Source organism: Streptomyces sp. R35 (assembly GCF_041053035.1).
Classification (GTDB): Bacteria; Actinomycetota; Actinomycetes; order Streptomycetales; family Streptomycetaceae; genus Streptomyces; species Streptomyces lutosisoli.
The window spans coordinates 1,756,442-1,780,562 of record NZ_CP163440.1; the positions used below are offsets into that span (position 1 = coordinate 1,756,442).

General features: G+C 70.5%; 21 protein-coding genes and 2 pseudogenes. 15 read left to right on the forward strand and 8 right to left on the reverse strand.

The window, feature by feature from the left end:
- The first annotated feature begins 91 nt into the window (after positions 1-91).
- The 7 genes and pseudogenes from AB5J50_RS08350 (at position 92) to AB5J50_RS08380 (ending at position 6,415) form a co-directional block, all read left to right on the forward strand.
- Positions 92-724: a hypothetical protein gene (locus tag AB5J50_RS08350; protein ID WP_369256367.1), complete on the forward strand. Its 633-nt coding sequence runs from the start codon at positions 92-94 to the stop codon at positions 722-724.
- A 100-nt stretch (positions 725-824) separates the two neighbouring features.
- A complete protein-coding gene (locus AB5J50_RS08355) occupies positions 825-1,064 on the forward strand; it encodes a ferredoxin (protein ID WP_369256369.1) in 240 nt (79 codons plus the stop codon).
- Positions 1,054-2,448, forward strand: a complete 1,395-nt coding sequence (locus AB5J50_RS08360) for an NAD(P)/FAD-dependent oxidoreductase (RefSeq protein ID WP_369256371.1) — start codon at positions 1,054-1,056, stop codon at positions 2,446-2,448. The genes AB5J50_RS08355 and AB5J50_RS08360 overlap by 11 nt, the downstream gene beginning before the upstream one ends.
- Before the next feature lie 24 nt (positions 2,449-2,472).
- On the forward strand, positions 2,473-3,708 hold the full coding sequence (locus tag AB5J50_RS08365) for a cytochrome P450 (protein ID WP_369256373.1): 1,236 nt from the start codon (positions 2,473-2,475) through the stop codon (positions 3,706-3,708).
- 125 nt (positions 3,709-3,833) lie between these two features.
- A complete protein-coding gene (gene purB, locus AB5J50_RS08370; RefSeq protein WP_369256375.1) occupies positions 3,834-5,276 on the forward strand; it encodes an adenylosuccinate lyase in 1,443 nt (480 codons plus the stop codon).
- Positions 5,273-5,440, forward strand: a pseudogene (locus AB5J50_RS08375) (uracil-DNA glycosylase family protein); the annotation flags it as partial. The gene purB and the pseudogene AB5J50_RS08375, both read left to right, overlap by 4 nt.
- 156 nt (positions 5,441-5,596) lie before the next feature.
- The gene (locus AB5J50_RS08380) at positions 5,597-6,415 is read left to right on the forward strand and encodes a barstar family protein (protein ID WP_369256377.1); all 819 of its coding nucleotides are present in this window, start codon (positions 5,597-5,599) and stop codon (positions 6,413-6,415) included.
- Between the two features lie 32 nt (positions 6,416-6,447).
- Here AB5J50_RS08380 and AB5J50_RS08385 read toward each other — a convergent pair whose 3' ends face one another.
- Together AB5J50_RS08385 and AB5J50_RS08390 are read right to left on the reverse strand one after the other, a co-directional pair.
- Entirely contained in the window at positions 6,448-8,643 is a 2,196-nt protein-coding gene (locus AB5J50_RS08385; RefSeq protein ID WP_369256379.1) for a tyrosine-type recombinase/integrase, read from the reverse strand.
- A gap of 247 nt (positions 8,644-8,890) precedes the next feature.
- Positions 8,891-10,087: a tyrosine-type recombinase/integrase gene (locus tag AB5J50_RS08390; RefSeq protein ID WP_369256381.1), complete on the reverse strand. Its 1,197-nt coding sequence runs from the start codon at positions 10,085-10,087 to the stop codon at positions 8,891-8,893.
- Between the two features lie 97 nt (positions 10,088-10,184).
- Between AB5J50_RS08390 and AB5J50_RS08395 the strand changes: the two genes are divergently transcribed.
- Positions 10,185-10,538, forward strand: a complete 354-nt coding sequence (locus AB5J50_RS08395; RefSeq protein ID WP_369265334.1) for a mismatch-specific DNA-glycosylase — start codon at positions 10,185-10,187, stop codon at positions 10,536-10,538.
- Between the two features lies 1 nt (position 10,539).
- Here the strand turns inward: AB5J50_RS08395 and AB5J50_RS08400 are convergent, their stop codons facing one another.
- From AB5J50_RS08400 to AB5J50_RS08410, 3 genes are all read right to left on the reverse strand, one after another.
- A complete protein-coding gene (locus AB5J50_RS08400) occupies positions 10,540-10,983 on the reverse strand; it encodes a hypothetical protein (RefSeq protein WP_369256383.1) in 444 nt (147 codons plus the stop codon).
- A 109-nt stretch (positions 10,984-11,092) separates the two neighbouring features.
- Entirely contained in the window at positions 11,093-11,818 is a 726-nt protein-coding gene (locus AB5J50_RS08405) for an ABC transporter permease subunit (protein ID WP_369256385.1), read from the reverse strand.
- A 2-nt stretch (positions 11,819-11,820) separates the two neighbouring features.
- Entirely contained in the window at positions 11,821-12,756 is a 936-nt protein-coding gene (locus AB5J50_RS08410) for an ABC transporter ATP-binding protein (RefSeq protein ID WP_327427042.1), read from the reverse strand.
- A gap of 108 nt (positions 12,757-12,864) precedes the next feature.
- On the opposite strand from AB5J50_RS08410, the gene AB5J50_RS08415 reads away from it, so the two are divergent.
- From AB5J50_RS08415 to AB5J50_RS08425, 3 genes are all read left to right on the forward strand, one after another.
- Complete coding sequence (locus AB5J50_RS08415; RefSeq protein ID WP_369256387.1) at positions 12,865-14,031, forward strand: sensor histidine kinase; 1,167 nt, start codon at positions 12,865-12,867, stop codon at positions 14,029-14,031.
- Between the two features lie 14 nt (positions 14,032-14,045).
- Positions 14,046-14,714, forward strand: coding sequence for a response regulator transcription factor (locus AB5J50_RS08420; RefSeq protein ID WP_327427044.1), 669 nt, complete (start codon positions 14,046-14,048; stop codon positions 14,712-14,714).
- Positions 14,715-14,836: 122 nt separating this feature from the next.
- Positions 14,837-15,994 carry an ROK family transcriptional regulator gene (locus AB5J50_RS08425; RefSeq protein WP_327427045.1) on the forward strand — a complete coding sequence of 386 codons (1,158 nt, stop codon included), beginning with the start codon at positions 14,837-14,839 and terminating at the stop codon, positions 15,992-15,994.
- A gap of 84 nt (positions 15,995-16,078) precedes the next feature.
- On the opposite strand, the gene AB5J50_RS08430 is transcribed toward AB5J50_RS08425, so the two are convergent.
- A complete protein-coding gene (locus AB5J50_RS08430) occupies positions 16,079-16,840 on the reverse strand; it encodes a GntR family transcriptional regulator (protein WP_369256389.1) in 762 nt (253 codons plus the stop codon).
- A 292-nt stretch (positions 16,841-17,132) separates the two neighbouring features.
- Positions 17,133-18,017, reverse strand: a complete 885-nt coding sequence (locus AB5J50_RS08435; RefSeq protein WP_369256391.1) for an RNA polymerase sigma-70 factor — start codon at positions 18,015-18,017, stop codon at positions 17,133-17,135.
- A 113-nt stretch (positions 18,018-18,130) separates the two neighbouring features.
- Here AB5J50_RS08435 and AB5J50_RS08440 point away from each other — a divergent pair, with 113 nt between their 5' ends.
- Positions 18,131-18,784 carry an NADPH-dependent F420 reductase gene (locus AB5J50_RS08440; RefSeq protein WP_369256393.1) on the forward strand — a complete coding sequence of 218 codons (654 nt, stop codon included), beginning with the start codon at positions 18,131-18,133 and terminating at the stop codon, positions 18,782-18,784.
- 166 nt (positions 18,785-18,950) lie between these two features.
- A complete protein-coding gene (locus AB5J50_RS08445; protein ID WP_327427049.1) occupies positions 18,951-19,781 on the forward strand; it encodes an alpha/beta fold hydrolase in 831 nt (276 codons plus the stop codon).
- A 45-nt stretch (positions 19,782-19,826) separates the two neighbouring features.
- Here AB5J50_RS08445 and AB5J50_RS08450 read toward each other — a convergent pair.
- Positions 19,827-20,720: pseudogene (locus tag AB5J50_RS08450) on the reverse strand (DMT family transporter); the annotation flags it as partial.
- Here AB5J50_RS08450 and AB5J50_RS08455 point away from each other — a divergent pair.
- Both AB5J50_RS08455 and AB5J50_RS08460 read left to right on the forward strand, forming a co-directional pair.
- Positions 20,711-22,162, forward strand: a complete 1,452-nt coding sequence (locus AB5J50_RS08455) for a PLP-dependent aminotransferase family protein (RefSeq protein ID WP_369256395.1) — start codon at positions 20,711-20,713, stop codon at positions 22,160-22,162. The pseudogene AB5J50_RS08450 and the gene AB5J50_RS08455 overlap by 10 nt on opposite strands.
- 157 nt (positions 22,163-22,319) lie before the next feature.
- Positions 22,320-23,915, forward strand: coding sequence for an alkaline phosphatase (locus tag AB5J50_RS08460; protein WP_369256397.1), 1,596 nt, complete (start codon positions 22,320-22,322; stop codon positions 23,913-23,915).
- The last annotated feature ends 206 nt before the right edge of the window (positions 23,916-24,121 follow it).

Here is a 24,121-nt window from a genome sequence, read left to right on the forward strand (position 1 = left end):
AGGTCACCCCCGTGGGTGTCCCCGGTGGCGGGGGCACGCCCGTGCCTGCTTGCTGGACCGAAAGGGGAATCGGGACAGAGAGCGGGCATCGATGGAGCCGAGGGAAGAGCGGCTGCGGACGCCGCGGGCCGCCGGTATGGCGGGGGCGGTGTTCGCCGTGCTGCTGGCGCTGGCCATCGTGCTGATCCGGATCGCCATCCCCTCCGGGAACGCCGCCGACGCGGCGGTCGAGCCGGACGAGCGGTGGGCGGTGAGCACGGCACTGGAGGTCCTCCCGTTCGCGGGGATCTTCTTCCTGTGGTTCATGGGCGCCCTGCGCGCACACGTCGGCGATGCCGAGGACAGATTCGTCGCCACCGTGTTCCTGGGCAGCGGACTGGTCTTCGTCTCCACCACGTTCGGGGCCGGCGCCGCGGCCGGCACCGTACTCAACGAGACTCAACCCTCGGGCTTCGGCCGCCACTTCGCGTACACCCTGATGACGACGTACGGGCTCCGGATGGCAGCCGTGTTCATCCTCACGACCTCGACCATCGGGCACCGCCTCGGCGTCTTCCCCCGTCCGCTCACCCTCTTCGGATACCTCGCGGCCCTTGTCCTGCTCTTCCTGGCCTCCAGCGTGCCCTGGTCCGAGCTGGTCTTCCCGGTCTGGGCTCTGGTCGTCAGCATCCACATCCTCCGCGTCGGTCTGCGCCAGCCGCCCCCTTCCGGGGGCACGGGGTGAGTTCGCCGTCCCGTCGGGCGGCTCGGCGCGCATCTCCACGCCCTCACGCGCATGCTGGCAAGGAGGGGGCGAGAGGGGCACACGGAAAGGCTGATCCTCGGTGAGGCTTGTCGTCGATCTCAACCGCTGCCAGGGATACGCGCAGTGCGCGTTCCTCGCTCCCGACGTTTTCGCCATGCACGGGGACGAATCCCTGCTCTACAACCCGCAGGCCGCACAGGAGCGGCGCGACGAAGTGGCGCGAGCCGTCGCCGCGTGTCCCGTCCAGGCCATCCTCCTGGAGGCGGACGCCGCGGAAGAGGCCCCCGGACCCGCCCGGGAGGCGACCAGTGACCGTTAACGGATCTCTGGACCGGCTCAAGCGCGAAGGGCGCATCGTCGTCGTCGGCGCGTCTCTGGCGGGTCTCCGCGGTGCGGAGACCTTGCGCGAGGAGGGGTTCGCCGGCTCGCTCACGATGATCGGGGACGAGCCGTACGAGCCGTACGACCGGCCCCCGCTGTCCAAGCAGGTCCTGCTGGGCATGGCGACGGCGGACCGCACCGACCTCCCCCGGCGCCGGACGCTCGACGCGCAGTGGCGCCTCGGGGTCCCGGCCACGGGGCTCGACATGGCGGCCAGGCGGGTACGGCTGGCCGACGGCGACGAGGTGGAGTACGACCGGTTGCTCATCGCCACCGGTGTACGGGCCAGACCCTGGCCGATGGAGGACGAGGCGGAGCTCGACGGGGTGTTCGTCCTGCGGACCCGCGACGACGCCGACGCGCTGGAGCGCTCGCTCGCGCAGGCCCCCCACCGTGTGCTCGTCATCGGCGCCGGGTTCACCGGCTCGGAGATCGCCTCCGCCTGCCGTGAACGCGGGATCGCGGTCACCGTGGCCGAACGGGCTGCCGCGCCCCTGGTCGGAGCGCTCGGCGGAGTCATCGGCGAGGTCGCGGCCGAGATGCACCGCGAGCACGGCGTCGACCTGCGCTGCGGTGTCATGGTGACCAGCCTGGAGGGCGACTCCTCGGGGCGTGTCCGCGCCGCCCATCTCTCCGACGGGAACACCGTCGAGACCGACGTGGTGATCGTGTCCCTCGGCGCCATGCGCAACACCGAATGGCTCGCCGGATCGGGACTCGGCGCGGGCCCCCGGGGCATCGCCTGCGACGCCGGCTGCCGGGCCTTCGACATCCGGGGCATCGTGACCGACGACATCTATGTCGCCGGCGATGTCGCCCGATCGCCGCATCCGCTGTTCGGCTACCAGTTCCTGTCCCTGGAGCACTGGGGCAACGCCGTCTCCCAGGCCGAGACAGCGGCGCACAACATGCTGAGCGAGAGCACGGACCGCCGCCCCCACATCTGGGTGCCCGCCTTCTGGTCCTCCCAGTTCGGCGTGAACATCAAGTCCGTCGGGGTGCCGACGATGGGGACGGAGATCGTCATCGCGCAGGGCTCCCTCAGCGAGCGCAGATTCACCGGCGTCTACGGATATCAGGACCGCGTCATCGGCGCCGTCACCTTCGACCAGTCGAAGTGGCTGCAGTTCTACCAGCAGCTCATCGAGACCACGGCACCGTTCCCGCCGACCTTCCCCACCGTGGACCGCCGCCCCGAGGGGCAGCAACCGGTGGACGCGGAATTCCCCGACCCGTCAGTGCCCACGCACGGCCCGACCGTCACGCTCAGCGGATATGCGCCGGACGACCGACGGCTGACGTTCACCCCCGCCAGGCACTGATCCGACGCTCACGAGGACGCACTCATGACGCAAGCCATCCTGCGGCAGATCACCGACTACGCCCACCGTGCCAATCCGTATCCGCTGTACGAGGAGCTCCGTAAGACGCCGGTGTACCACGACGCGGACGGGCCGTACGTCGTCAGCGGGTACTACGACATCCAGAGCCTTCTCCACGATCCGCGGATCAGTTCCGACGCCCGCAATCTGAAGGCGACTGCGGGCGATCCGCTGGCCGCCGACACGCAGGAGGAGTCGGCCCTGCCGCCGAGCTTCCTGCGGCTCGACCCTCCGGAGCACGACCGGCTGCGGCGCATGACCAACCGGTCCTTCGGGCCCCCGCATTCCCCGCGGCGTGTCTACGACATGCACGGCGACCTGCGGGACATCGTCACCGGGCTCATCGACGGGATCGACACCCCGGACCGGATCGATCTGGTCGACCAGTTCTCGTACCCCTTCCCCGTGTCGGTGATCTGCCGGCTGCTGGGGGTGCCCCGCGAGGACGAATCATGCTTCCACAGCTGGGCGGACACCATCGCCGCCAGCCTGGACCCGGACCCGGGCGCCGATCCCGAGGAGCGCGCCAAGGTGTCGCACAGCGCGCGCACGGAGCTGGGCATGTATCTGGCGGGGCTCATCGAGGAGCGCCGCAAGACGCCCGGCGACGACATGCTGTCGGAGCTGGCCACCGCGCAGGGGCCGGACGGTGCGATGACGACGATGGAGGTGCTGAGCACCGCGGCACTCCTGCTGATCGCCGGCCATGAGACGACGGTCAACCTCATCACCAACGGCATGCTGACCCTGCTGCGCAACCCCGACGTCCTCGGACGGCTGCGCGAGGACCCGAAGCTGGCCGTCCCCATCGTCGAGGAGTTGCTGCGTTTCGAGCCGCCGGTGCAGCTGGTGCCGCAGCGCACCACGCTCGCCGACATCGAGGTCCGCGGCGTCACCATCCCCAAGGGCGCGTCGCTGTGGCTGATGCTGGCGGCGGGGAACCGCGACCCCGACCGCTTCAAGGACCCGGAGCGGTTCGACCCGGACCGCGAGAACATCGAGCACCTGGGCTTCGGCAGCGGCATCCACAGCTGCTTCGGCGCCCCGCTGGCCCGGCTGGAAGCCCAGCTCGCACTGAGTGAGCTGGCCCGCAGACTGGAGAACCCCCGGCTGCTGGAGGACCCGCCGCCCTACCGTCAGAACGCGGTCCTGCGCGGCCCGCGCCATCTGCCGATCACCTGCGACGGCATCCGCCCGTAGAGCCGACGGCATCCGCCTGAGAGCCTCCGGCCAGAGCTTCTGGCCGGAGCCACCGCCGCTGACCTGGGCTCCGGACTGCGCGGGCGTTCCGGAGCCCTTCCGCACGGCGGGTAAACTCCGTCCACGTGACTGCCGCGCCTGCAAAGCCCCGTATCCCCAACGTCCTCGCCGGACGCTACGCCTCCGCCGAGCTCGCCACGCTCTGGTCCCCCGAGCAGAAGGTGAAGCTGGAGCGTCAGCTCTGGCTCGCCGTGCTGCGGGCCCAGAAGGACCTCGGGATCGAGGTGCCGGACGCCGCCATCGCCGACTACGAGCGCGTCCTCGACCAGGTCGACCTGGCCTCGATCGCCGAGCGCGAGAAGGTCACGCGGCACGATGTGAAGGCGCGGATCGAGGAGTTCAACGACCTCGCCGGGCACGAGCACGTGCACAAGGGCATGACGTCCCGGGACCTCACCGAGAACGTCGAGCAGCTGCAGATCCGGCTCTCGCTGGAGCTGATGCGCGACCGCACGGTGGCCGTCCTGGCGCGCCTCGGCAAGCTCGCGGGTGAGTACGCCGAGCTCGTCATGGCCGGTCGCTCGCACAACGTGGCCGCCCAGGCCACCACCCTCGGCAAGCGCTTCGCGACCGCCGCCGACGAACTGCTCGTCGCGTACGGCCGGGTCGAGGAGCTGCTCGGCCGCTACCCGCTGCGCGGTATCAAGGGCCCGGTCGGCACGGCGCAGGACATGCTGGACCTGCTGGGCGGAGACGCGGCGAAGCTCGCCGAGCTGGAGCAGCGCATCGCCGGGCACCTCGGCTTCTCGCAGGCCTTCACCTCGGTCGGCCAGGTCTACCCGCGATCGCTGGACTACGAGGTCGTCACCGCGCTGGTGCAGCTGGCGGCCGCGCCGTCCTCGACGGCCAAGACGATCCGGCTGATGGCCGGGCACGAGCTCGTCACCGAGGGCTTCAAGCCCGGTCAGGTCGGCTCCTCCGCGATGCCGCACAAGATGAACACCCGCTCCTGCGAGCGCGTCAACGGCCTGATGGTCATCCTGCGCGGCTACGCCTCGATGACCGGCGAGCTGGCGGGCGACCAGTGGAACGAGGGCGATGTGTCGTGCTCGGTCGTCCGCCGTGTCGCACTGCCGGACGCGTTCTTCGCGCTGGACGGTCTGCTGGAGACCTTCCTGACCGTCCTCGACGAGTTCGGCGCCTTCCCGGCCGTCGTCGCGCGCGAGCTGGACCGCTACCTGCCGTTCCTCGCGACGACCAAGGTCCTGATGGGCGCGGTGCGCGCGGGCGTCGGCCGCGAGGTCGCGCACGAGGCCATCAAGGAGAACGCCGTCGCCTCCGCGCTCGCCATGCGTGAGCAGGGCGCCGAGCGCAACGAGCTGCTCGACAAGCTCGCCGCGGACGAGCGCATCCCGCTGGACCGCGCCCAGCTCGACGCGCTGATGGCCGACAAGCTGTCGTTCACCGGTGCCGCGGCCGACCAGGTCGCCGTCGTCGTCGGCCGCATCGAGGAGATCGCGAAGCAGCACCCGGAGGCCGCCGGCTACACGCCGGGGGCGATCCTCTGACGCGGCTGACTTCCGCGGACCTGGAGGCCGCCCGCGACCGGCTCGTGCCGGATGTCGTCGCGGACGGCCTCCATGTTCTGTTCTGCGGCATCAACCCGGGTCTGATGACGGCTGCGACCGGGCATCACTTCGCCCGGCCCGGCAACCGCTTCTGGCCGGTGCTGCTTCTCTGCACTTCACTCTCACGGGTGAACGGGAGTATGTGGCTCGTTAAAGGGCCTCCGAGAACGGTGGGTTGAATCGAGCGGGATGAGGGTGGCGAGCGACGGCCCCGAAGGTCACGGGATGCCGATACGATCAGCGCTCTCATGGGGAGGGTGATGCGAACATCAGGCCGGGGCAGCGAGGGACAGAAGTACGCGCTGACCTCTGACGAGGACGACGCCGACTTCTGGGGCTTCGCTCATGAGGCCGAGGGATTGTTCGCCCCGCTGCCGGAAGGGGAGGGAGCACGTCGAGTGCACCTCGCGGGTTGTCTCCCGCAGGGGCGCCTCCTGACGAGCCTTGACCACGTCGGCAGTCGTCGCGCCGTGGCGGGAAACGCCTGGATGGACCTCCTCGACGCTGACGGTGCCTCCATGGGGTCCTACTTCGTCAACGAGGCCACCGTCGTCGATGTCCAGCCGTCCACCCGGGAAGCCGGCCTCGTCGACCTCACGGTGACGTTGTGGTGCGACCAAGCCCTGCCCGGAGCGGACAGACTGTGGGACCTGATCCGCGCGGGCCGGCTGAAACGCACCGGCATGTGGCACGAACTCGATCCCGAGGATCGACACGCCTGGCTGTCGGTGGCGCTGTGGTCTCGGGAGTACCGGCGTGGAGGCAAACCTGATGCTCCCGCCCACCAGGTGTTCACCCTGGACGGCGGACACGTCGCCGACATTGACAGCTTCTACTGCGCACTCGGCGAAGCCATCAACGGCCCCGGCGGCTACTTCGGCTGGAACCTCGACGCCCTGGTCGACTGCCTGAGAGGTGGTTGGGGTGCCACCCCGCCTTTCACTCTGCACTGGCAGCATTCGGCCGAGGCCAGGGCTCGTTTGGTGGAGAGCCGGAACACCGACCATGGTGCGGGCACTCTCTTCGACCTGTTGCTGGAGATCTTCGGCGCGCAGGGCATCCGGGTCCACCTGCGGTGACTGCATGTGGCTGGCAGCAGCCTCGGGCTGATTCACGTTGACTCCGGGCGACGACGAGTGGGGATTCCCAGGTCGACGGATGGCCTCCGTGCCCGTCGCTGGGTCTCCTCCCGCTTGGTGCGGAGGAATGTGAGTGTGAGGTTGATGCCTTCGATCTCCCCGAGCCAGTTCTCCCCTTCGGCCCGCTGCAGACGGGCCAGGAGGTCGGTTTCCAGTTCTTCGAGACGGCCGAGCATTTTCGGGTTGATGTGCAGTACTGGGCAGCGGATGCAGGCGTGTTCGTGCTGGCAAGGGGTGCCGTAGGGGCGCCCGCAAGAGCCGAGTTCGACTTTGCGGCGGTCGAAATGCTCTTCGAATTCGGACCACTCTGCGATCGTCGCGTCGCGGTACTCACCCTCGGGCCGAACCTGACGTCGGCGGTGGAGATGCTCCTGGTAGTGGCGGACGACGTCCTCGTCAAAGACGGCGACGTAACCACGGGTGGTCTGGATGTTGAGGTGGCCCAGCAAGGCCGCTCCGATGTGGATTGGCAGACCGCTATTGACGAGCTCGGTCGCGAAGATTCGGCGGAAGTCGTGCGGAGTGAACTTCAGTCCGCGGAAGCCGGGGTGGACCTCGGCGAGAGCCTGGCCACGCCGGCCGATCATCTCTTGGACGGCGGCCGTGCTGAACACGGCGGGTGTTGTGCCGTTCTGCCGTTGGAAGAGGAACGGCAGGGGGGCACTCCACTCTTTATCGTGGGAGTCATACCGGCTGACGAGTGGGATCGGACGGCCGGTCCGGGTGTGCCGGCGAATGACTGATGCGACGACATGGAACAGCTCGGCAGACATCGGGATCACGCGTTCACGGTCCGTCTTCGACGGGGCGACCACCAGCAAGGCGATGACCTCGCCGTTTGCCCGCTGGTATTGTCGAACGCTCATGTGCGTGAGTTCAACGAGCTCTTCCACTCGCACTCCAGAGTGCCTCAGGGTCTCCACCATGGCCCACTCCCAGAAGGCTGCTTCCTCCTCGGTCCCGATGTGAACGATCTGGCCGGTGGCCTCCTCGATAACGCGTGTCGGAACCGCGTCGCCGTGGCGGAGGAGCTTGCGGTCGGACTCCGTGGTGATGCGCCGGTACTCGGTTCCTTCGTGAGTGAAGAGTTCGCCGTCGACTGCTTGGTTGGCCCGTTCCAAGAGCAAGCGGGCGCGGTCGTAGCGCGTCTCGACATGCTCGACCAGGACGGGCAGCAGCGGCTGTCGTTGGCGGGTGCGGTTGGCTGAGCGTTCGTTGATCCGGCGACGGCGGGTGCCCAGACCGTGGAGTTCACTCGGCGGGACGGGGCAGGGTGCGACCCATGCGGCCCAGCGTTCAGGTTCTTCGGCGGCCCAGGTGTGTAGGTCGTAATAGAAGCTGCGGACCGCGATGATGATGCTGTCCTGGCCGGCGCGAGGCTTGCCGTTTTCTTTGACCATGATGGTCTGCCGCCAGGCGGCATAGTGCTCGGGAGAGATCCGCAAATCGGTCTGTTCAGGGTTGACGCGCTCGATCCGCTCCCAGAAGTGATGGGCGACCAGCAGGACAAGTTGCTTCAGTGTGGAGTAGTCCGTGTCGACCCGGCGGCGTGTGAAGTACTCAATCAACAGTCCCCGCACTGATCGGCTGCGGATGGGGTACTGATCGACCAATTCCTCGACGGTGCGCTGGCCGCGCATCAAGGCGGCCCTCAGCGTGACGGGTGTCGAGGGCGGGAAGTGCCCCATGGCGTGCAGGATGTTCCACATCCCCTGGCCGACTAGCCGGTTGGCCACCTTGTTCCCCGGTTGGAGAACGCTGCGAGCCCGGCGGTTTTCCTGGGTGAAGTGCAGAACAGCGGGGGGCGTCACATCGCTGAGGGCGACCCCCTGAACTGCGAGCAAAGCGCACAGCTCGACCAGCGCCTCCCGGCGGTGGATGTGCCGTAGTGGGTGGGCTTGGACCTGCGCGGCGTACTTGTGCAGGAGCGGGTCGTCCTGGGCGGCGACGAACATCAGCGCGAAGTTGTGAAGGACGTTGCGCCGGAAGGTGAGCAGGGACGGCTGGATCACGCGCAGGCAGTAGAGCGCCCGAACGCCGGGGGGAATGGCCAGGCCAGTAGAGCGCCGGGTGCCCAGCGTGCTCGCGCCCACCAGCCCTTGCCCGATAGGGCTGGCATCCCATCGCTCCTGCCAGGTCTGACCTGGGAAGTCGAGCAAGTACTCCAAGACACATTGCGTGGCCTGCGCTCGCTGATTCCGGGTCGCCGGGGCTGCGTCCATCCAGACTGTGGCGGCGAGCCGGGCGATGTGAGCGACCGAGGCCGTGGAGAGCTCCCCATGCGGGCGGGGCGGGATCGCGGGGACGGCTGGTTCGGGCTTGATCGGCCCTCCAACGAATCGGCTCGCGAAGTCGAGACCTTCTGCAACCGGGCCGTGGCGCCGGCTGGCTCCCGTGGTTGGGCTGAGCCGGGACTTAGGCACCGAACACCGCCGCGATGTCGGCGGCGTCGTAGCCAGTGGGGTAGCTCCGTTCAACGCGCGGAGTGTTGTAATGCTCGGTGAGCTTGTCGAAGAGCTCTTCGACGCGCACCGCCAGATAGCGGCTGGTCGTCTGGATGTTGGCGTGCCGCAGGATGGCCTGCACCTCGGGCAGCGTGAGCTTGCCGCCGTTGGCCATTCGGCTCGCGGCAGTGTGCCGAAGGTCGTGAAGCGTCCAGTTGGTGCCCAACGCCTCGTTGGCCCGCTGGAGGATGCGCCGCATCGCCCAGTAGGACAAGGGCCGGTCTGCACCTCGGCGAGCTCGCCACAACGGCTCGTCAGGGGGCGGGATGGTGATCTCATCGAGATAGCGGGCCAGCCGCACGAATGCCTGCGGCGAAGCCGGGACGGGCTGACGCTCCCGCGTGCCTTTCGAGGTCACATAGACGCGCTGACCAGCCCAATCAAGGTCGCCGATGCCAACGCCGAGCAATTCCTCGGCACGGGCGCCGCTGGAGACGTAGAACTCCAGTAGGGCGCGGTCGCGTTCGCATCCCATGAGCTCGAACAATTCGTCCCACAGATGATCGGGCATCGACCGCGGCGGCCGGTCCGCCACCTTCTGCCGCAGCCGGGCCCGGCCGAGCACCGGCCTCGGCTCCAGCGGGCTGCGATGGGCGAGGGCGCGGCGCCGCTGCGGGGAGACAGGGACGGGGTTGGTGACCGGACCGTTGCCCTGGTGAGCGTGGAACTCGTAGAACCCGCTGACCACAGAGAAGGCGTGGTTGATCGTCCGTGGCGCGTAGCCGGCGCGCAGGACCGGCTTCCCAGTGCGCAGGTTCACCGACCCCGGGGCCGGGCCATCGGCGGACTTGCGCTGTCGTTGGGGGTTTGGCGCGGTCCGCAGCCACCCGGCCAGCACCGCCGTCTCCGCCTCAGTCGCCTTCTCCCAACCGACCCCGAGCAGCCACAACAGGCGGAACCAACGCAGCAGCCCGTACCCGTAGCTGCGGACCGTCAGCGGACTGCTGTCGTTCAGGGCCAGGTCCCGCAAGTGCGCAGTGACCGGCTCGATCTCGTCGTCGTACCCGTTGAGGACAATGTACGGAGGATGCGCCCTCCTGGCAGGGACTACCGTCCCAATTCGGGGAACGTCCGCTCGGCCTTCCATCAGTTCGTGGCGCAGATCCACTTGCAGTCTCCTCGTTGGTCTCGGGTACCAGCACCAAGACCAACGAGGAGACGTAGTGCAGATAACTGTGCACCTGTCAGGGTTCACGCCCCGGCTGATGAAGCCGTCGGAGCAGGGCGAGTTGCTCTCGTACGGGCTCGGCATCACGAACGTGGTGGCGCGCGCGACCGCTCGGGCCGACGAGCTCAGCGCCGAGGAGTACGTCGAGGGCGGGCGGCTGCTGAGCGCCAAGGTGGAGCGGCTGCGGCCGCGCTGGCTGGCGGTGGTGGGTGTGACCGCGTACCGGGCGGCGTTCGGCGACCGCAAGGCCCAAATCGGCCCGCAGGAGCGGACGATCGGGGCGAGCCGGGTGTGGGCGCTGCCCAATCCCAGTGGGCTCAACGCGCATTGGACGGCGGCGACGATGGCCGAGGAGTTCGGGCGGCTTCGTGAGGCCGCGCAGGCTCAGTAGGTCAGGGCGGGTCGATCTCCGTGACGACGGCCAGCAGCTGGAACGGCAGTTCCTTGTCCCACTGCGAGACGCCGAGGGCAACCCATCGGTCGTGCCCGTCCGCCCTCCAGAGGTGCAGGTCCGGCACATGCGAACTCAGGGTGCCCCACGGCTCGGGTATGTCCTCGCCGTCCGCCGACCGCTCGAACGTGCTCGCCAGACTGAAGATCTGGGGACGCCCCCAGCGGTTGCTGAGCAGCTCCGAGAGTCCGTCCCGATCAGCCTCGTACTGCTCCTCCGTCTCCTCCCGAGCCGTGCCGTCGTCCTCCCAGAATTCCTCGCTCGTCGCTAACTCGGCGATGTGATAGCCGGGTCCCGCGTCGCCGACGCCCGACCGGCCGTGCTCCAGGGGAAAGTCCTCGGAGCACAGCCGCAGGATGGTGGCGAGTTGTCGCGCGCTGGTCATGAGATCCAGTAAAGCGGCTGCCACTGACAATTGGCGTGCCGTCAGTGCGGTCCTGTGCCGTCGGTGCCGTTCCGTGCCGCTCTATGCCGTTGCATTCCGCTCTGTGCCGTCAGGCATCGCGGCGGCGCAGGCTCCACGCACCGGCCGTCAGGGCCGCCGCCGCCCAGGCCGCGGTCACGGCGAGCCCCGTCCACGGTCCCAGGGAGCCGTCCCAGGTCTCGTGCAGCACCACTTGCCCCGCCTTGTCCGGCAGGAAGTCGGCCACGGTGCCCGACGCGTTCCCGACGACGAAGGAGACGATCAGGAGGAACGGGATCAAGATGCTCAGCGTGGCGACCCCGCTGCGCAGGACAGTTGCGAGTCCTGCCGAGAGCAGGGCCATGAGCGTCAGATAGATCCCGCAGCCGATCACTGCGCACAGCTCGTCGCCCCAGGTGAGCCCGCTGGCCCGGTCCCCGAGGACCGCCTTGCCGACGACCAGGCTCACGCCTCCGGTGAACAGCCCGACGGCGAAGGCCGGTACGCCGATCGCCACCGCCTTGGCCGCGAACCACCGCATCCGGTCGGGGACCGCGGTGAGTGAGACGCGCAGGGCGCCGCCCTGGAACTCCGCCGAGACCGCCTGTGCTCCGAAGGTGATCGCCGCGATCTGTCCGAAGCTGACGCCGAAGAACGCCGAGAACAGCGGGTCGAAGTCCGGATCCGCGGAGTCGTCGAGGCTGGCGAGCGCGGAGAACGCCGCGGTGGCGAGGAGGACGGCGAGCAGTCCCCACATGAGCGACCGCAGGGTACGGATCTTGATCCACTCCGCGCGGAGTGCGGGTGCGAACGTCATGGTCAGGCCTCCTGAGGCTGCGTCGGGGCCGGCGTGGCGGCGAACTCGGTCTCGGTTGCGGTCAGATCCAGATAGGCCTGCTCCAAGGTGCCTTCCTCCGCGGCGAGTTCGAGGATCGGCAGGCCCGCGGCGGACGTGAGGCGCCCGATGTCCTCCACGCGCGCGTCGAGCGCGGTCCAGCGTCCGTCCTCGCCCTCGACGGCCTCGACACCGTGCCGCGTGAGCAGGTCGCTCAGGGCGCCGCCGTCCGTGGTGCGCACCCGTACTCGGGGCTGCACGCGTGCGTGGATGAACTCCCGCATGGGCATGTCGGCGAGGAGTCGGCCCTTGCCGAGGACGACGAGGTGGTCGGCGAAGGACGCGGTCTCGTTCATGAGGTGGCTGGAGACGAGGACGGTCCGGCCTTCCTGGGCCAGCCGACGCATCAACTCCCGGATCCAGATGATGCCTTCGGGGTCGAGCCCGTTCGACGGTTCGTCGAGCAGCACCACGGGTGGGTCGCCGAGGAGCGCTGCCGCGATGCCCAGGCGCTGGCGCATGCCCAAGGAGTACGTCTTCACCCTGCGGCGCGCGACGGAGGCGAGCCCCGCCTCCTCCAGCACCTCGTCCACGCGGCGTTCGGGGATGCGGTTGCTCGCCGCGAGCGCCCGCAGATGGTCGCGGGCGGTCCGCGATCCGTGCGCGGCCCCCGCGTCGAGCAGCGCGCCCACCTCGCGCAGCGGTTCGTGGAGGGTGGCGTAGGCGCGCCCGCCGAGGGTGGCCGTGCCGGACGTGGGCCGGTCCAGGCCCAGCACGAGCCGCATGGTGGTGGACTTACCGGCGCCGTTGGGGCCCAGGAAGCCGGTGACACGGCCGGGCAGGACGCTGAAGGTGAGGTGGTCCACGGCGCGCTTGCTGCCGTACTCCTTGGTCAGGTCTTGGACGTCGATGCTGGTCATGTCCCCAGGCTGGCTGCCGTTGGGGGGTCGTCACCTCCCCCATGCGTGGAGATCGTCTCCCCCGCTCGGGGGAGGCCCGTTGTCAGTGCCGCCTGTCACCATGACGCAATGGCCCGCTTTCTGCGCCCGCTGGTCCGGGGGACGACGTACACACGCTTGCTGCACCTGTGGGTGCCGATGCTGTTCGAAAGCGTGTGGCTGTTCATCGACATGTCTAAGCCGTGGGTGCCCGCGGTGCTGCTGATTCCGCTGGGGCTGATTCCGGCCGTGCGGCGGGGCGAGGGTGTGCAGGCGCGGTTCATGCTGGCGCCGGGCGAGGGAGGCGGCCCGGCCGCGGAGATCTCGGTCGTTCCTTCGGTCACCTGGTGGGACCGGTTGCGGACCGTCCTCTGGCTGGAAGTACGGATGGTCCTCGGGTGGGTGGCGGGTTTCCTCACCGTCTGGTTGCCGGCCTCGTCCGTCATCCTGGTTCAGGCGTCGTTCGGCCCGGCAGCTCTCGAAACCCCGCTCGTGACGGTGACGGTGCACCAGCACTGGGCCTACGCGCTGCTCGTCCCGCTGCCGCTGCTCGCTCTCTATGGCACGGTGGTCGGCCTGGGCGAGCTGATCACGGCGATCGCGCGCCGTCTCCTGGGCCCCTCCCCCGCCGAGCGGCTCGCCGCCCTGGAGGAGCGCACCGAGCAACTCCTGGAGCGCAGCCGCCTCGCCCGTGAGCTGCACGACTCGATCGGTCACGCGCTGACGGTCGCGGTGGTACAGGCGGGCGCGGCACGAGCGGCCGGCGACCCCGCGTTCACCGCCCGTGCTCTGGTGGCCATCGAGGACACCGGCCGGGCGGCCCTGGAAGACCTGGACCGGGTGCTGGGCATCCTGCGCGAGGCGGAGCGCCCCGCGAGCAGTCGCCCCACACTGACCGAGGCCGACCGGCTTCTGGACTCGGCGCGCACCTCCGGTGCCAAGGTCGACGCAGAAGTGACGGGTCCGGTGGAGACCGTGCCGGGACCGGTGTCCCGCGAGGGCTACCGCATCCTCCAGGAGTCACTCACCAATGTGCTGCGGCATGCGGGGAGCGTGCCGGTCCGGGTCCGCATCGAGGTCGCGGACGGGACACTCGGCCTGGAGGTCCGCAATCCGCTGACCGCGGAGATACCTGGGCCCGGCCGGGGCAGCGGTCTGCGCGGCATCCGGGAGCGTGCAGCGCTGCTCGGCGGTCGCGCGCGGACGGGCCCCGACCAAGGTGACTGGCAGGTGCATGTAGAGCTGCCGTTGCGCTGATCTACGCTGGCCAGATGCCGGTCACCGTTCTCCTCGTCGACGACGAACCCCTCGTACGCGCGGGTCTGCGCGCCGTCCTGGAGGCGCAGCCCGACATCACGGTCGTCGGGGAGGCGGCCGACGGTGCGGCGGTGATCCCCTTGGTACGGCAGCTGCGGCCCGACGTGGTCGCCATGGACGTACGCATGCCGCTCCTGGACGGCATCGAGGCCACGCGCGCGGTGCTGCGCACCGTGAGCGATCCGCCGAAGATCCTCGTGGTGACGACGTTCGAGAACGACGAGTACGTCTACGAGGCGCTGCGGGCGGGTGCCGACGGTTTTCTGCTGAAGCGGGCGCGGCCCGCCGAGATCGTGCACGCGGTGCGGCTGGTCGCCGAGGGCGAGTCGCTGCTGTTTCCCGCCTCCGTACGGCAGTTGGCCGCCGAGTACGGGGACGGGGACGGCGCCGGGAATCCAGTGGCGCGGGCGGCCATGGAGCGGGCCGCGCTGACCGAGCGGGAGGCGGAGGTGCTGCGGCTGATGGCCCGGGGGCTGTCGAACGCGGAGATCGCCGCGCGGCTGATCGTCGGGACCGAGACGGTGAAGTCCCACGTCAGCGCCGTACTGGCGAAGCTGGGTGCCCGGGATCGTACGCAGGCGGTCATCGCGGCGTACGAGTCGGGGTTCGTGGCGCCCGGCTGAGCAGGCCCGTCGGCAGGTGACGATTCCGACCCGTCGGTAGGTTGGGGGTCCCCGGCACTCGCCGGGGTGCGCGGCGCCGAGTACGATCCGGCCAACACGCGCACGAGCTGGGAGGACGGACGTTGGGGCGGTTGACCGGCGGGGACCCCTCTCTGCTGCGAAGGATCAATTCCGCGGTGGTGCTGCACGCGTTGCGTGCCACGGACTGCGCGACCCTCACCGAGATCACCCGGGTGACGGGGTTGTCCCGGCCTACGGTCGAGGGCGTCGTCGAAGGGCTGATCGAGAACGGGCTCGTCGTCGAGAAGGCGGCCGAGGAGGGCGCCGCCCGGCGCCAGGGGCGTCCGGCGCGCAGGTTCCGGTTCCGGGCCGAGGCGGGGCATCTGCTGGGCCTGGAGATCGGCCCGCACCGCGTCGCGGCGCTGCTGGCCGATCTGGACGGCCGCGTGATGGGTGCCATGGCCAAGGACGTGGACGAGACGGCGTCGGCGGACGAGCGGCTGGAACGGCTGCGTATGGCGGTCGCCGAGCTGCTGCGCAGGGCTGGTGTCGCCCGCAGCTCCCTGCGCGCGGTCGGCGTGGGCAGCCCCGGCATCGTGGAGGCGGACGGCACCGTACGCCTGGGCACGGCGCTGCCCGAGTGGACGGGCCTGCGGCTCGGCGAACGGCTCAGTCGTTCCTTCAAGTGCCCGGTGCTGGTCGAGAACGACGCCAACGCGGCGGCGGTCGCCGAGCACTGGAAGGGCGCGGCCACCGAGTCCGACGACGTCGTGTTCGTGCTGGCGGGGTTGAGCCCGGGCGCCGGTTCCCTGATCGGCGGGCGGCTGCACCGTGGCTACGGGGGCGCGGCCGGCGAGATCGGCGCACTGCATCTGCTGGGCCGCGAGGTCACTCCCGAGACGCTGCTCTCCACCACCGACGAGCCGCTGCACCCGCTCGACGAGCAGGCCGTCGCCGAGGTCTTCGCGTTCGCCAAAGGCGGCGACCTGCGGGCCCGGGCGGCGGTCGACCGCTTCATCCAGCGTCTCGTGCACGACGTCGCGGCACTCGTCCTCGCCCTTGACCCCGAACTGGTCGTCATCGGCGGCTGGGCGGCCGGCCTGGATGGCGTACTGGAGCCGCTGCGGCGCGAGTTGGCGCGCTACTGTCTGCGCCCGCCCAAGGTGACGCTCTCGCTTCTGGGCGAGGCGGCGGTGGCGACGGGGGCGCTGCGGCTGGCTCTCGACCATGTCGAGGAGCAGCTGTTCGCGGTGGAGGGGACCGTGACGGCGCGGCGCTGAGCGAGCGCACCGTGAGACGACGTCGCGCCCCGGAGTTCTCCGGGGCGCGACGGGTGCGGTTCGGCGGACTGCCTGGCGCGTGGCTCAGGAAGCGCGGCGCTCCGGGTCGTGGTGGATCTCCACACCGCCGGAGCCGCCGAAGGTCAGCCGGCAGGTGTCGGCGCGGTACGTGGCCACGGAGACCGCCGCGGTGCGCCCCGCGGCGAAGAAGCGGGTCGTGACGACGAGGACGGGCGCTCCGGGAAGCCGGTCGAGTTCCTTGGCGTCGTCCGCGCGGGCCGAGCCGAGCTCCACGGCGCGGTCCTGTCCCTCCAACTCCAGGCGCTGCAGCTCGCGCAGCACCGCACGCGCGCGTGCCGCACCCGAGGGCGCGTCGATCGCGGACAGGTCGGGCACCGAGGACGCCGGAATGTAGAGCAGCTCGGCGGCGACCGGCTGACCGTGCGTCACGCGGGAGCGGCGCACAGTGTGCACCTGCTCGCCGTGGACGGTCTCCAGGATGTCGGCCACCGATGCGGGCGGGACCGCCACCGTGCAGTCCGCGGGGTGCCAGGCGTCGCCGGCCGCGCCCGGCCACACGTGCTGCTCGGATCCCACTGCCACACCCATACGCGGCGGGGCGACGGTGGTGCCCACTCCGCGGCGGCGCTGCAGGCGTCCTTCCAGCTCAAGCTGCTCAAGAGCCTGGCGCAGCGTGGCCCGGGCGACGCCGAACCTGGCCGCCAGGTCGCGTTCGTTGGGCAGGATCTCGCCCACGGAGAACTCGGAGTCCAGTGCCTCACTGAGCACGGTCTTGAGATGCCAGTACTTAGGTTCCGGCACCGATTCCAACTGCGTGGTCCCCACCCTGTCCTCCGCAATCGCCGTGGCCCGGCGGCGTTTTAGCGCCCTTGTTTATTAAAGGTTCTTGCACTATCCCTGCGACCATAGGGCGGCCCCCACCCTTGGTCAAGACCAATCCTCGATCCCTTACGGATTGCACAGGCGTGTTGCCGCAGAGCGTTCACAGGGCGTTCGTGCTGGGCGATGTTCGTGACACGACGCCGAAAGCCCCCGTCCAGAAGACAGGGGCTTTCGGCGTCGTACAGGCAGGGACGGCCGGCAGGGACGGCTGAGGAACCGATGCCGGCCGCAGTGGCTATCCGGCGGACAGGGACACCAGTTTCTCGGGGTTGCGCAGGATGTAGACACATTGGATGCGGCCGTCCACGACGTCCAACTGGAAGACGCTGTCCGGCTTGCCCGCGGAGAGGGCGAGCACCGCGAAGCCTCCGTTGATCTCCAGGAAGCGGAACGAGATGTCGGGGACACCCTTCTTGGCCGCGCCGATGAGGAACCGTCCGACCTTGTCGGCGGAATCGAGGACCCGCAGCGGCGCCTGGGACAGGCCGCCGCTGTCGCCGACCAGCCGTGCGTCCGGCGCCAGCAGGGACATGAGCCCCTCCAGGTCGCCCTCGGCGGCCGCGGCGAGGAACCGCTCGGTCAGATCGCGGCGTTGGGCCGGGTCGACCTCGTAGCGCGGCCGCCGTTCGTCGACGTGCTTGCGCGCCCGCCCGGCGAGCTGGCGCACCGCGGGCTCGCCCCGGTCGAGGACGGCGGCGATGTCCGCGTACGGGTAGCCGAACGCCTCCCTGAGGACGAACACCGCGCGCTCCAGGGGTGACAGGGATTCCAGGACGACAAGGACGGCGAGCGAGACGGTGTCGGCGAGCACGGCGCGCTCCGCCGTGTCGGGGACGGTTTCCTCGAAGTCGGTGATGTACGGCTCGGGGAGCCAGGGTCCTACGTACGCCTCGTTGCGCGACTGCACCTGGCGCAGTCGGTCGATGGCGAGGCGGGTGGTGACGCGGACCAGATAGCCGCGCGGTTCACGCACGTCGGTCCGGTCGGCGGCGGACCAGCGCAGCCAGGCTTCCTGGACCACGTCCTCCGCGTCGGCCACCCGCCCCAGCATGCGGTAGGCGACGCCCATCAGGACGGGACGGTGCTCTTCAAAGACGTCGGTTGCGGTGTCGATTGCCACCGTTCCATCCCACCCGACGCGTCTCGTCGTGTCCAGGCGGAAGGGGCGCCCGCCGGAGCACAATGACCATCGGGCCGTCGGTGGCCGGCGGCCTCACCACTGGAGGAGCGACGATGCGGTACGCGGTTCTGGGCACGGGCGAAGTAGGGCGCACCCTCGGCGGCAAGCTGATCGAACTGGGTCACGAGGTGTCGCTGGGTTCGCGCACGAAGGACAATCCGGCCGCTGTGGAGTGGGCCGACAGCGCGGGGCCCGGGGCGGGCCACGGTACGTTCGCGGAAGCGGCGGCGTTCGGTGAGGTGGTCGTGAACGCGGTGGGCGGGCGGGTGGCTGTCACCGTGCTGCAAACGGCGGGCGCGGAGAATCTGGACGGCAAGGTCGTCCTCGACGTCTCCAACCCCATCGCGTTCGAGGACGGTCAGGTGCGTCTTTCGCCCGTCGAGTCGGACAGCGTGGGCGAGCAGATCCAGCGCACCTTCCCGCACGCGCGCGTGGTGAAGAGCCTCAACACCATCAACTGCTATCTGATGGTCGACCCCGCGCTGGTGCCGGGCGAGCACCAGATCTTCGTCTCCGGCGAGGACCAGAGCGCGAAGGAGCAGGTGACGGAGCTGCTCGGCGAGTTCGGCTGGCCGTCGCACCGCGTGCTCGACCTGGGCGGGATCCGGACGGCGCGTGCCACGGAGATGTACCTGCCGCTGTGGCTGACCCTGATGCAGAACGTCGGGCACCCGGAGTTCAACGTGGAGATCCGCAGGGCGCGTTGAGGAACGCACGCGCGCGTGGAGTACGACGCCGGGCGCGCGGGCGTACCACGCCGGGCGTGCGCGGCTCGTGCGGCTCGTGGCGGCCAGGGGCTACCCGTCGGTAGCAGTTGCTGACAAGCTGTCTACAAGACTGTCCGTCAGCGTGTCCCAGACGAGGAGCAGCCCCATGTCCGCCACGGTCTCCTTCAGCCTCCCCTCTTCGCGCGGCCCGAGGACCGTGACCATGTCCTACGCGCGCGTGGGCACCGGTGAGCCGCTGCTCCTGCTGCACGGCATCGGCCACCACCGGCAGGCCTGGGACCCGGTCATCCACATCCTGGCGGCCGAGCGCGAGGTCATCGCGGTCGACCTTCCCGGGTTCGGCGAGTCACCGGCACTGCCCGAAGGGCTGACGCACGACCTGTCGACGGTGGTGCCCGCGCTCGGCGCGCTGTGCGAGGCCCTGGAGATCGAACGGCCGCATGTGGCCGGCAACTCGCTGGGCGGGCTGCTGGCCCTGGAGCTGGGCCGCGAGAAGCTCGTACGGTCCGTCACCGCGCTCTCGCCCGCCGGTTTCTGGTCGCCTGTCGAGCGGCGCTACGCCTTCGGGGTGCTGATCGCCATGCGGCAGGCAGCGCGGCAGCTGCCGCTCCCGGTGGTCGAGCGGCTCTCCCGCACGGCGGCCGGGCGGACTGTACTGACCAGCACCATCTACGCCCGTCCCGGCCGCCGTTCACCCGAGGCCGTCGTCGCCGAGACCCTTGCGCTGGCCCACGCCGAGGGATTCACCGAGACCCTCCGGGCGGGCACCTCCGTCCAGTTCACGGACGACATCCCCGGGCTTCCCGTCACCGTTGCCTGGGGTACCCGCGACCGGCTGCTGGTACGCCGCCAGGGGATCCGCGCCAAGCACATCATTCCCCGGGCGCGGCTGGTGCGGCTGCCCGGCTGCGGGCACGTCCCGATGAACGACGACCCGGCGCTCGTCGCCCGCGTCATCCTCGACGGCAGCCGCTGACCGGCGCGTCACCAGGCCCAACGCACCGGATCCGAGGGCGACTCCCGCGCCGACCAGGGCGCTCCCCACGGCCTGCGCGGCACCGTACGCGCCCGTGCCGACGAACGGCGCGGTGCAGGCGGCCGCGACGGGGATGAGCCCGGAGAAGAGCGTGGCGCGCTCCGCGCCGATGCGCTGCATGCCCATGTACCAGCACACGAAGCCGACCACCGTGACGACCGCCGCCTGCCACAGCAGCGCGGTCGCCTCGGTGGCGTCCGGCATCCGCAGCCACGCCGCGCCGCCGGTGAGCAGGCCGGCCACCGCCGACTCGACCGCGGCGATCCCGCAGACGGTGGCCGACAGCAGCCGTGGTCCCAGGGGCCGCAGGACGGGCACGGCCAGAACCGCGAAGCCGACCTCTCCGGCCAGCGCGCACACGGAGTACCCGATCCCGGCCGCGTCCGTGCGCCCCCACCCCTGGACGGTGAACGCGCCCAGCGCGACGAGCGACGCCCCGTACAGGACACGGCGTTGCGGACGACGGCCCTCCTGAAGGGGTACGACAACGGCCACGACGACCGGGGCGCAGCCCACGAAGACGCCCGGAACAGCCGGTTCCGCCGTGCGTTCTGCGGCGATCACCGCGAGGTTGAACCCGACCATACCGACGGCCGCGAGCAGCGCGAGGCGCCCCCACTGACGCACCAGGAGCCGCCGCAGCGGGGCCGCGCCACCCCGGCCGACCAGCGGCAGGAGCAGCACGAAGGCGAGGCCGTAGCGCAGGAACTGGCCGCCCGCGTACGGATAGTGGCCCAGCAGGCTGTTGGCGGTGAAGGAGCCTCCGACGAGGACGCAGGCGAGGGCGGCGAACAGCGCGCCCCGGGTGGTGGTGGCGTTCATGACGGTGACGCTATGAAGGAACGTGGCCCGGATTAAGGTCCACTTCCATGACGTCATCGGGGACCAATCGCGACCGGCCGCAGGGACCCGCCCCCTCCGGCGCCGCGCCGTGGGCCGCCGCCTGGGAGCTGCTCCTGCCGGCCGCCTCGGCCCCGGCACGCGCGCGTGGCCGCACGCTTCAGGCGGCACTGCGCGAGGCGGTCCGCTCAGGGCGCCTCACCCCGGGCACCCGGCTGCCGTCCAGCCGTGAGCTCGCCGCAGACCTCGGAGTGTCGCGGGGGCTGGTCACCGAGGCGTACGAGCAGTTGACGGCCGAGGGGTATCTGCGCAGCGACCGAGGTGCCGGGACCTGGGTCGGGGGCGCGGCCCGGGCGGCGCGCCCGCGCGCGCGTGATCTGGCCCCGCGGCCCGCCGGCGCCCGGGCCGACTTCGTTCCCGGGACGCCGGACCTGTCGCTGTTCCCGCGCTCCACGTGGGCCGCCGCGCAGCGCGGGGTACTGGCCGAACTCCCCCACCACGCACTGGGCTACCCGGATCCGCGGGGGCTGCCCCGGCTGCGTACCGCCCTCGCCGAGCTGCTCTCCCGACGCCGCGGCGTGGTCGCGGACCCGGAGCGGATCGTCGTGGTCTCCGGAGTCGCGCAGGCGATGGCGCTGCTCGGATTCGTGCTCCACGCGCGCGGGGTACGCGATGTCGGGGTCGAGGATCCGGGAAGCCCCGAGCACGGCGCCCTGTACGCCTCGGCCGGCGTGGGCACCGTACCGCTGCCCCTCGACGAGGAAGGGCTGGCCACCGGTCCGCTGGAGGCGTCTGGGGTACGCGCGGTGGTGACGACGCCCGCGCACCAGTTCCCGTCCGGGATCGCGTACTCGGCGCGGCGTCGCGCGGAACTCCTCGACTGGGCGCGCTCGGTGGACGGGCTGGTGATCGAGGACGACTACGACGGGGACTTCCGCTATGACCGTGCTCCGGTGGGCGCCCTGCAAGGTCTCGATCCCGAGCACGTCGCCTACACGGGGTCGGTCAGCAAGTCCCTGGCACCGGGACTGCGGCTCGGCTGGCTGCTCGTCCCCGCGTCCCTCTCCGAGGAGGTCGTCGAGCGCAAGCGGACCATGGATCTCGGGAACCCGGTCGTCGACCAGGCACTCCTCGCCCGCTTCATGGAGCGGGGCGACTACGACCGGCAGCTGCGCCGCTGCCAGCGCGCCTACCGGGAACGGCGCGACGCCCTCGCGGCCGCGCTGGAGGAGCACTTCCCGGGCACGGAGGTGTCCGGAATCGCGGCGGGTCTGCATGTCATCGCCGCGCTGCCCGACCGGTTCGGGCCGCTGGACCATTTCCTGGCACGGACCGCCGCGGCCGGGGTGACCGTGCGTCCGCTGGCGCACTACGGGGAGGCGGTCGAGGACGGCGTACGGCTGGTACTGGGGTACGCGCATCTGTCGCCCGCGCGCATCCGCGACGGTGTACGGCTGATGGCGGACGCCGTCCGCGACTGAGCCGCCCCCTTCACGTCCCGGTGCCGCCCGGCCGGAGTCGCACACCGGTTCCCTTGTCCCTGGGGTCAGTTGTTCACTTGTGGTTTCCGTGTGCGCTGCGGCGCACCAGTAGTTGTGGCATTGCACACTGGCCGGATCCGTCCCCGGAGGCGCATTCATGTCACACCGTCCGCAGAGCCCCTTCCCCGGTCGCCGCAGCGTTCTGCGCGGCTCACTCGCCGCGTCCGCGGCGCTGGCCCTGCCCACCGCCCTCGGCGCGGCGCCGGCGTTCGCCCTGTCCGGGCGGCCGAAGGCGGGGTGGGGTGTCCAGGCCGGAGACGTGACCGCCGACTCCGGCCTGGTATGGGTCCGGTCCGACAGCCCGGCCCGGATGATCGTCGAGACGTCCGCGACGGAGTCGTTCCGCAATCCCCGCAGATGGCACGGTCCGCTGCTCGGCGCGGACACGGACTTCACGGGGACGACACGGCTGCGCGGACTGCCCGCGGGCGAGCAGATCCACTACCGCGTGCTGCTCGCCGACCCCGACGATTCCCGGCGCACCGGAGAACCGGTGACCGGCACCTTCCGTACGACGCCGGCGGGGCGGCGCGACGGAGTGCGCTTCCTGTGGTCGGGCGACCTGGCGGGGCAGGGCTGGGGCATCAACCCGGACATCGGCGGCTACCGGATCTACGACGCCATGGCCAAGCTCGACCCGGACTTCTTCCTGTGCAGCGGTGACAACATCTACGCCGACGGGCCGATCGCGGCGACCGCCGCGCTCCCCGACGGCAGCACCTGGCGGAACATCACGACTGCGGAGAAGTCCAAGGTCGCCGAGACGCTCGCCGAGTTCCGCGGCAACTTCCGCTACAACCTGCTGGACGAGAACCTGAAGCGCTTCAACGCCCAGGTGCCGTCCATCATCCAGTGGGACGACCACGAGGTGCGCAACAACTGGTACCCGGGCGAGGTGATCGCGTCTTCGGACACGCGGTACACCGAGAAGAGCGTCGACGTCCTGGCCTCCCGGGCCCGTCGCGCGTTCAGCGAGTACTTCCCCGTCTCGACGCTGCGGCCGGGCAGCGAGGACGGCCGCGTGTACCGGGTCATGCGTCACGGCCCGCTGCTGGACGTCTTCGTGCTCGACATGCGCACGTACCGCAATGCCAACTCGCCCGACGACCAGACCACCGACCCGCAGGGCATCCTCGGCGCGGAGCAGCTGGAGTGGCTCAAGCGGGAACTGTCGCGGTCGCGTGCCGTCTGGAAGGTGATCGCCGCGGACATGCCGCTCGGCCTGGTCGTCCCGGACACGACCGAGGGGAAGCCGAACATCGAGGCCGTGGCGCAGGGCGACCCGGGCGCGCCGCTCGGGCGCGAGCTGCAGATCGCCGAGCTGCTGCGGTTCATCAAGCACCGGAAGATCACTGGCACCCTCTGGCTGACCGCCGATGTGCACCACACCTCGGCCCAGCACTACCAGCCGTCGCGGGCCGCCTTCACCGACTTCGAGCCGTTCTGGGAGTTCGTCTCGGGCCCGCTCAACGCCGGCGCGTTCCCGGCGAACGCGCTGGACAACACGTTCGGTCCGGAGCGGGTGTTCGTGAAGGCGCCGACCGCCGCGAACGTCTCCCCCGCCGGCGGCTACCAGTTCTTCGGCGAGGTCGACATCGACGGCGACAGCGGCGAGCTGACGGTGCGGCTGCGCGAGCAGGACGGGACCGTGCTGTTCACGCAGGTGCTGCAGCCGGGGCGTGTGGGGCAGTAACGCTGGGCGGGAGCGGCAGCGCGGGGCCGGGAGGCGGAAGCGAGGGGCGTGGAGGCAGTAGCGCAGGACATGGGCGGCCGTATCGTCCGTCCGACTCCCGTACCCTCGAAGCGCTGGGCCGCGCACCGGAGTCATCCCCCGGTGCGCGGCTCCGTCCGCCGTCCGCCAAAACCGGCTCGCGAGCAAGTTCCCGCAGGTCAGAGCCG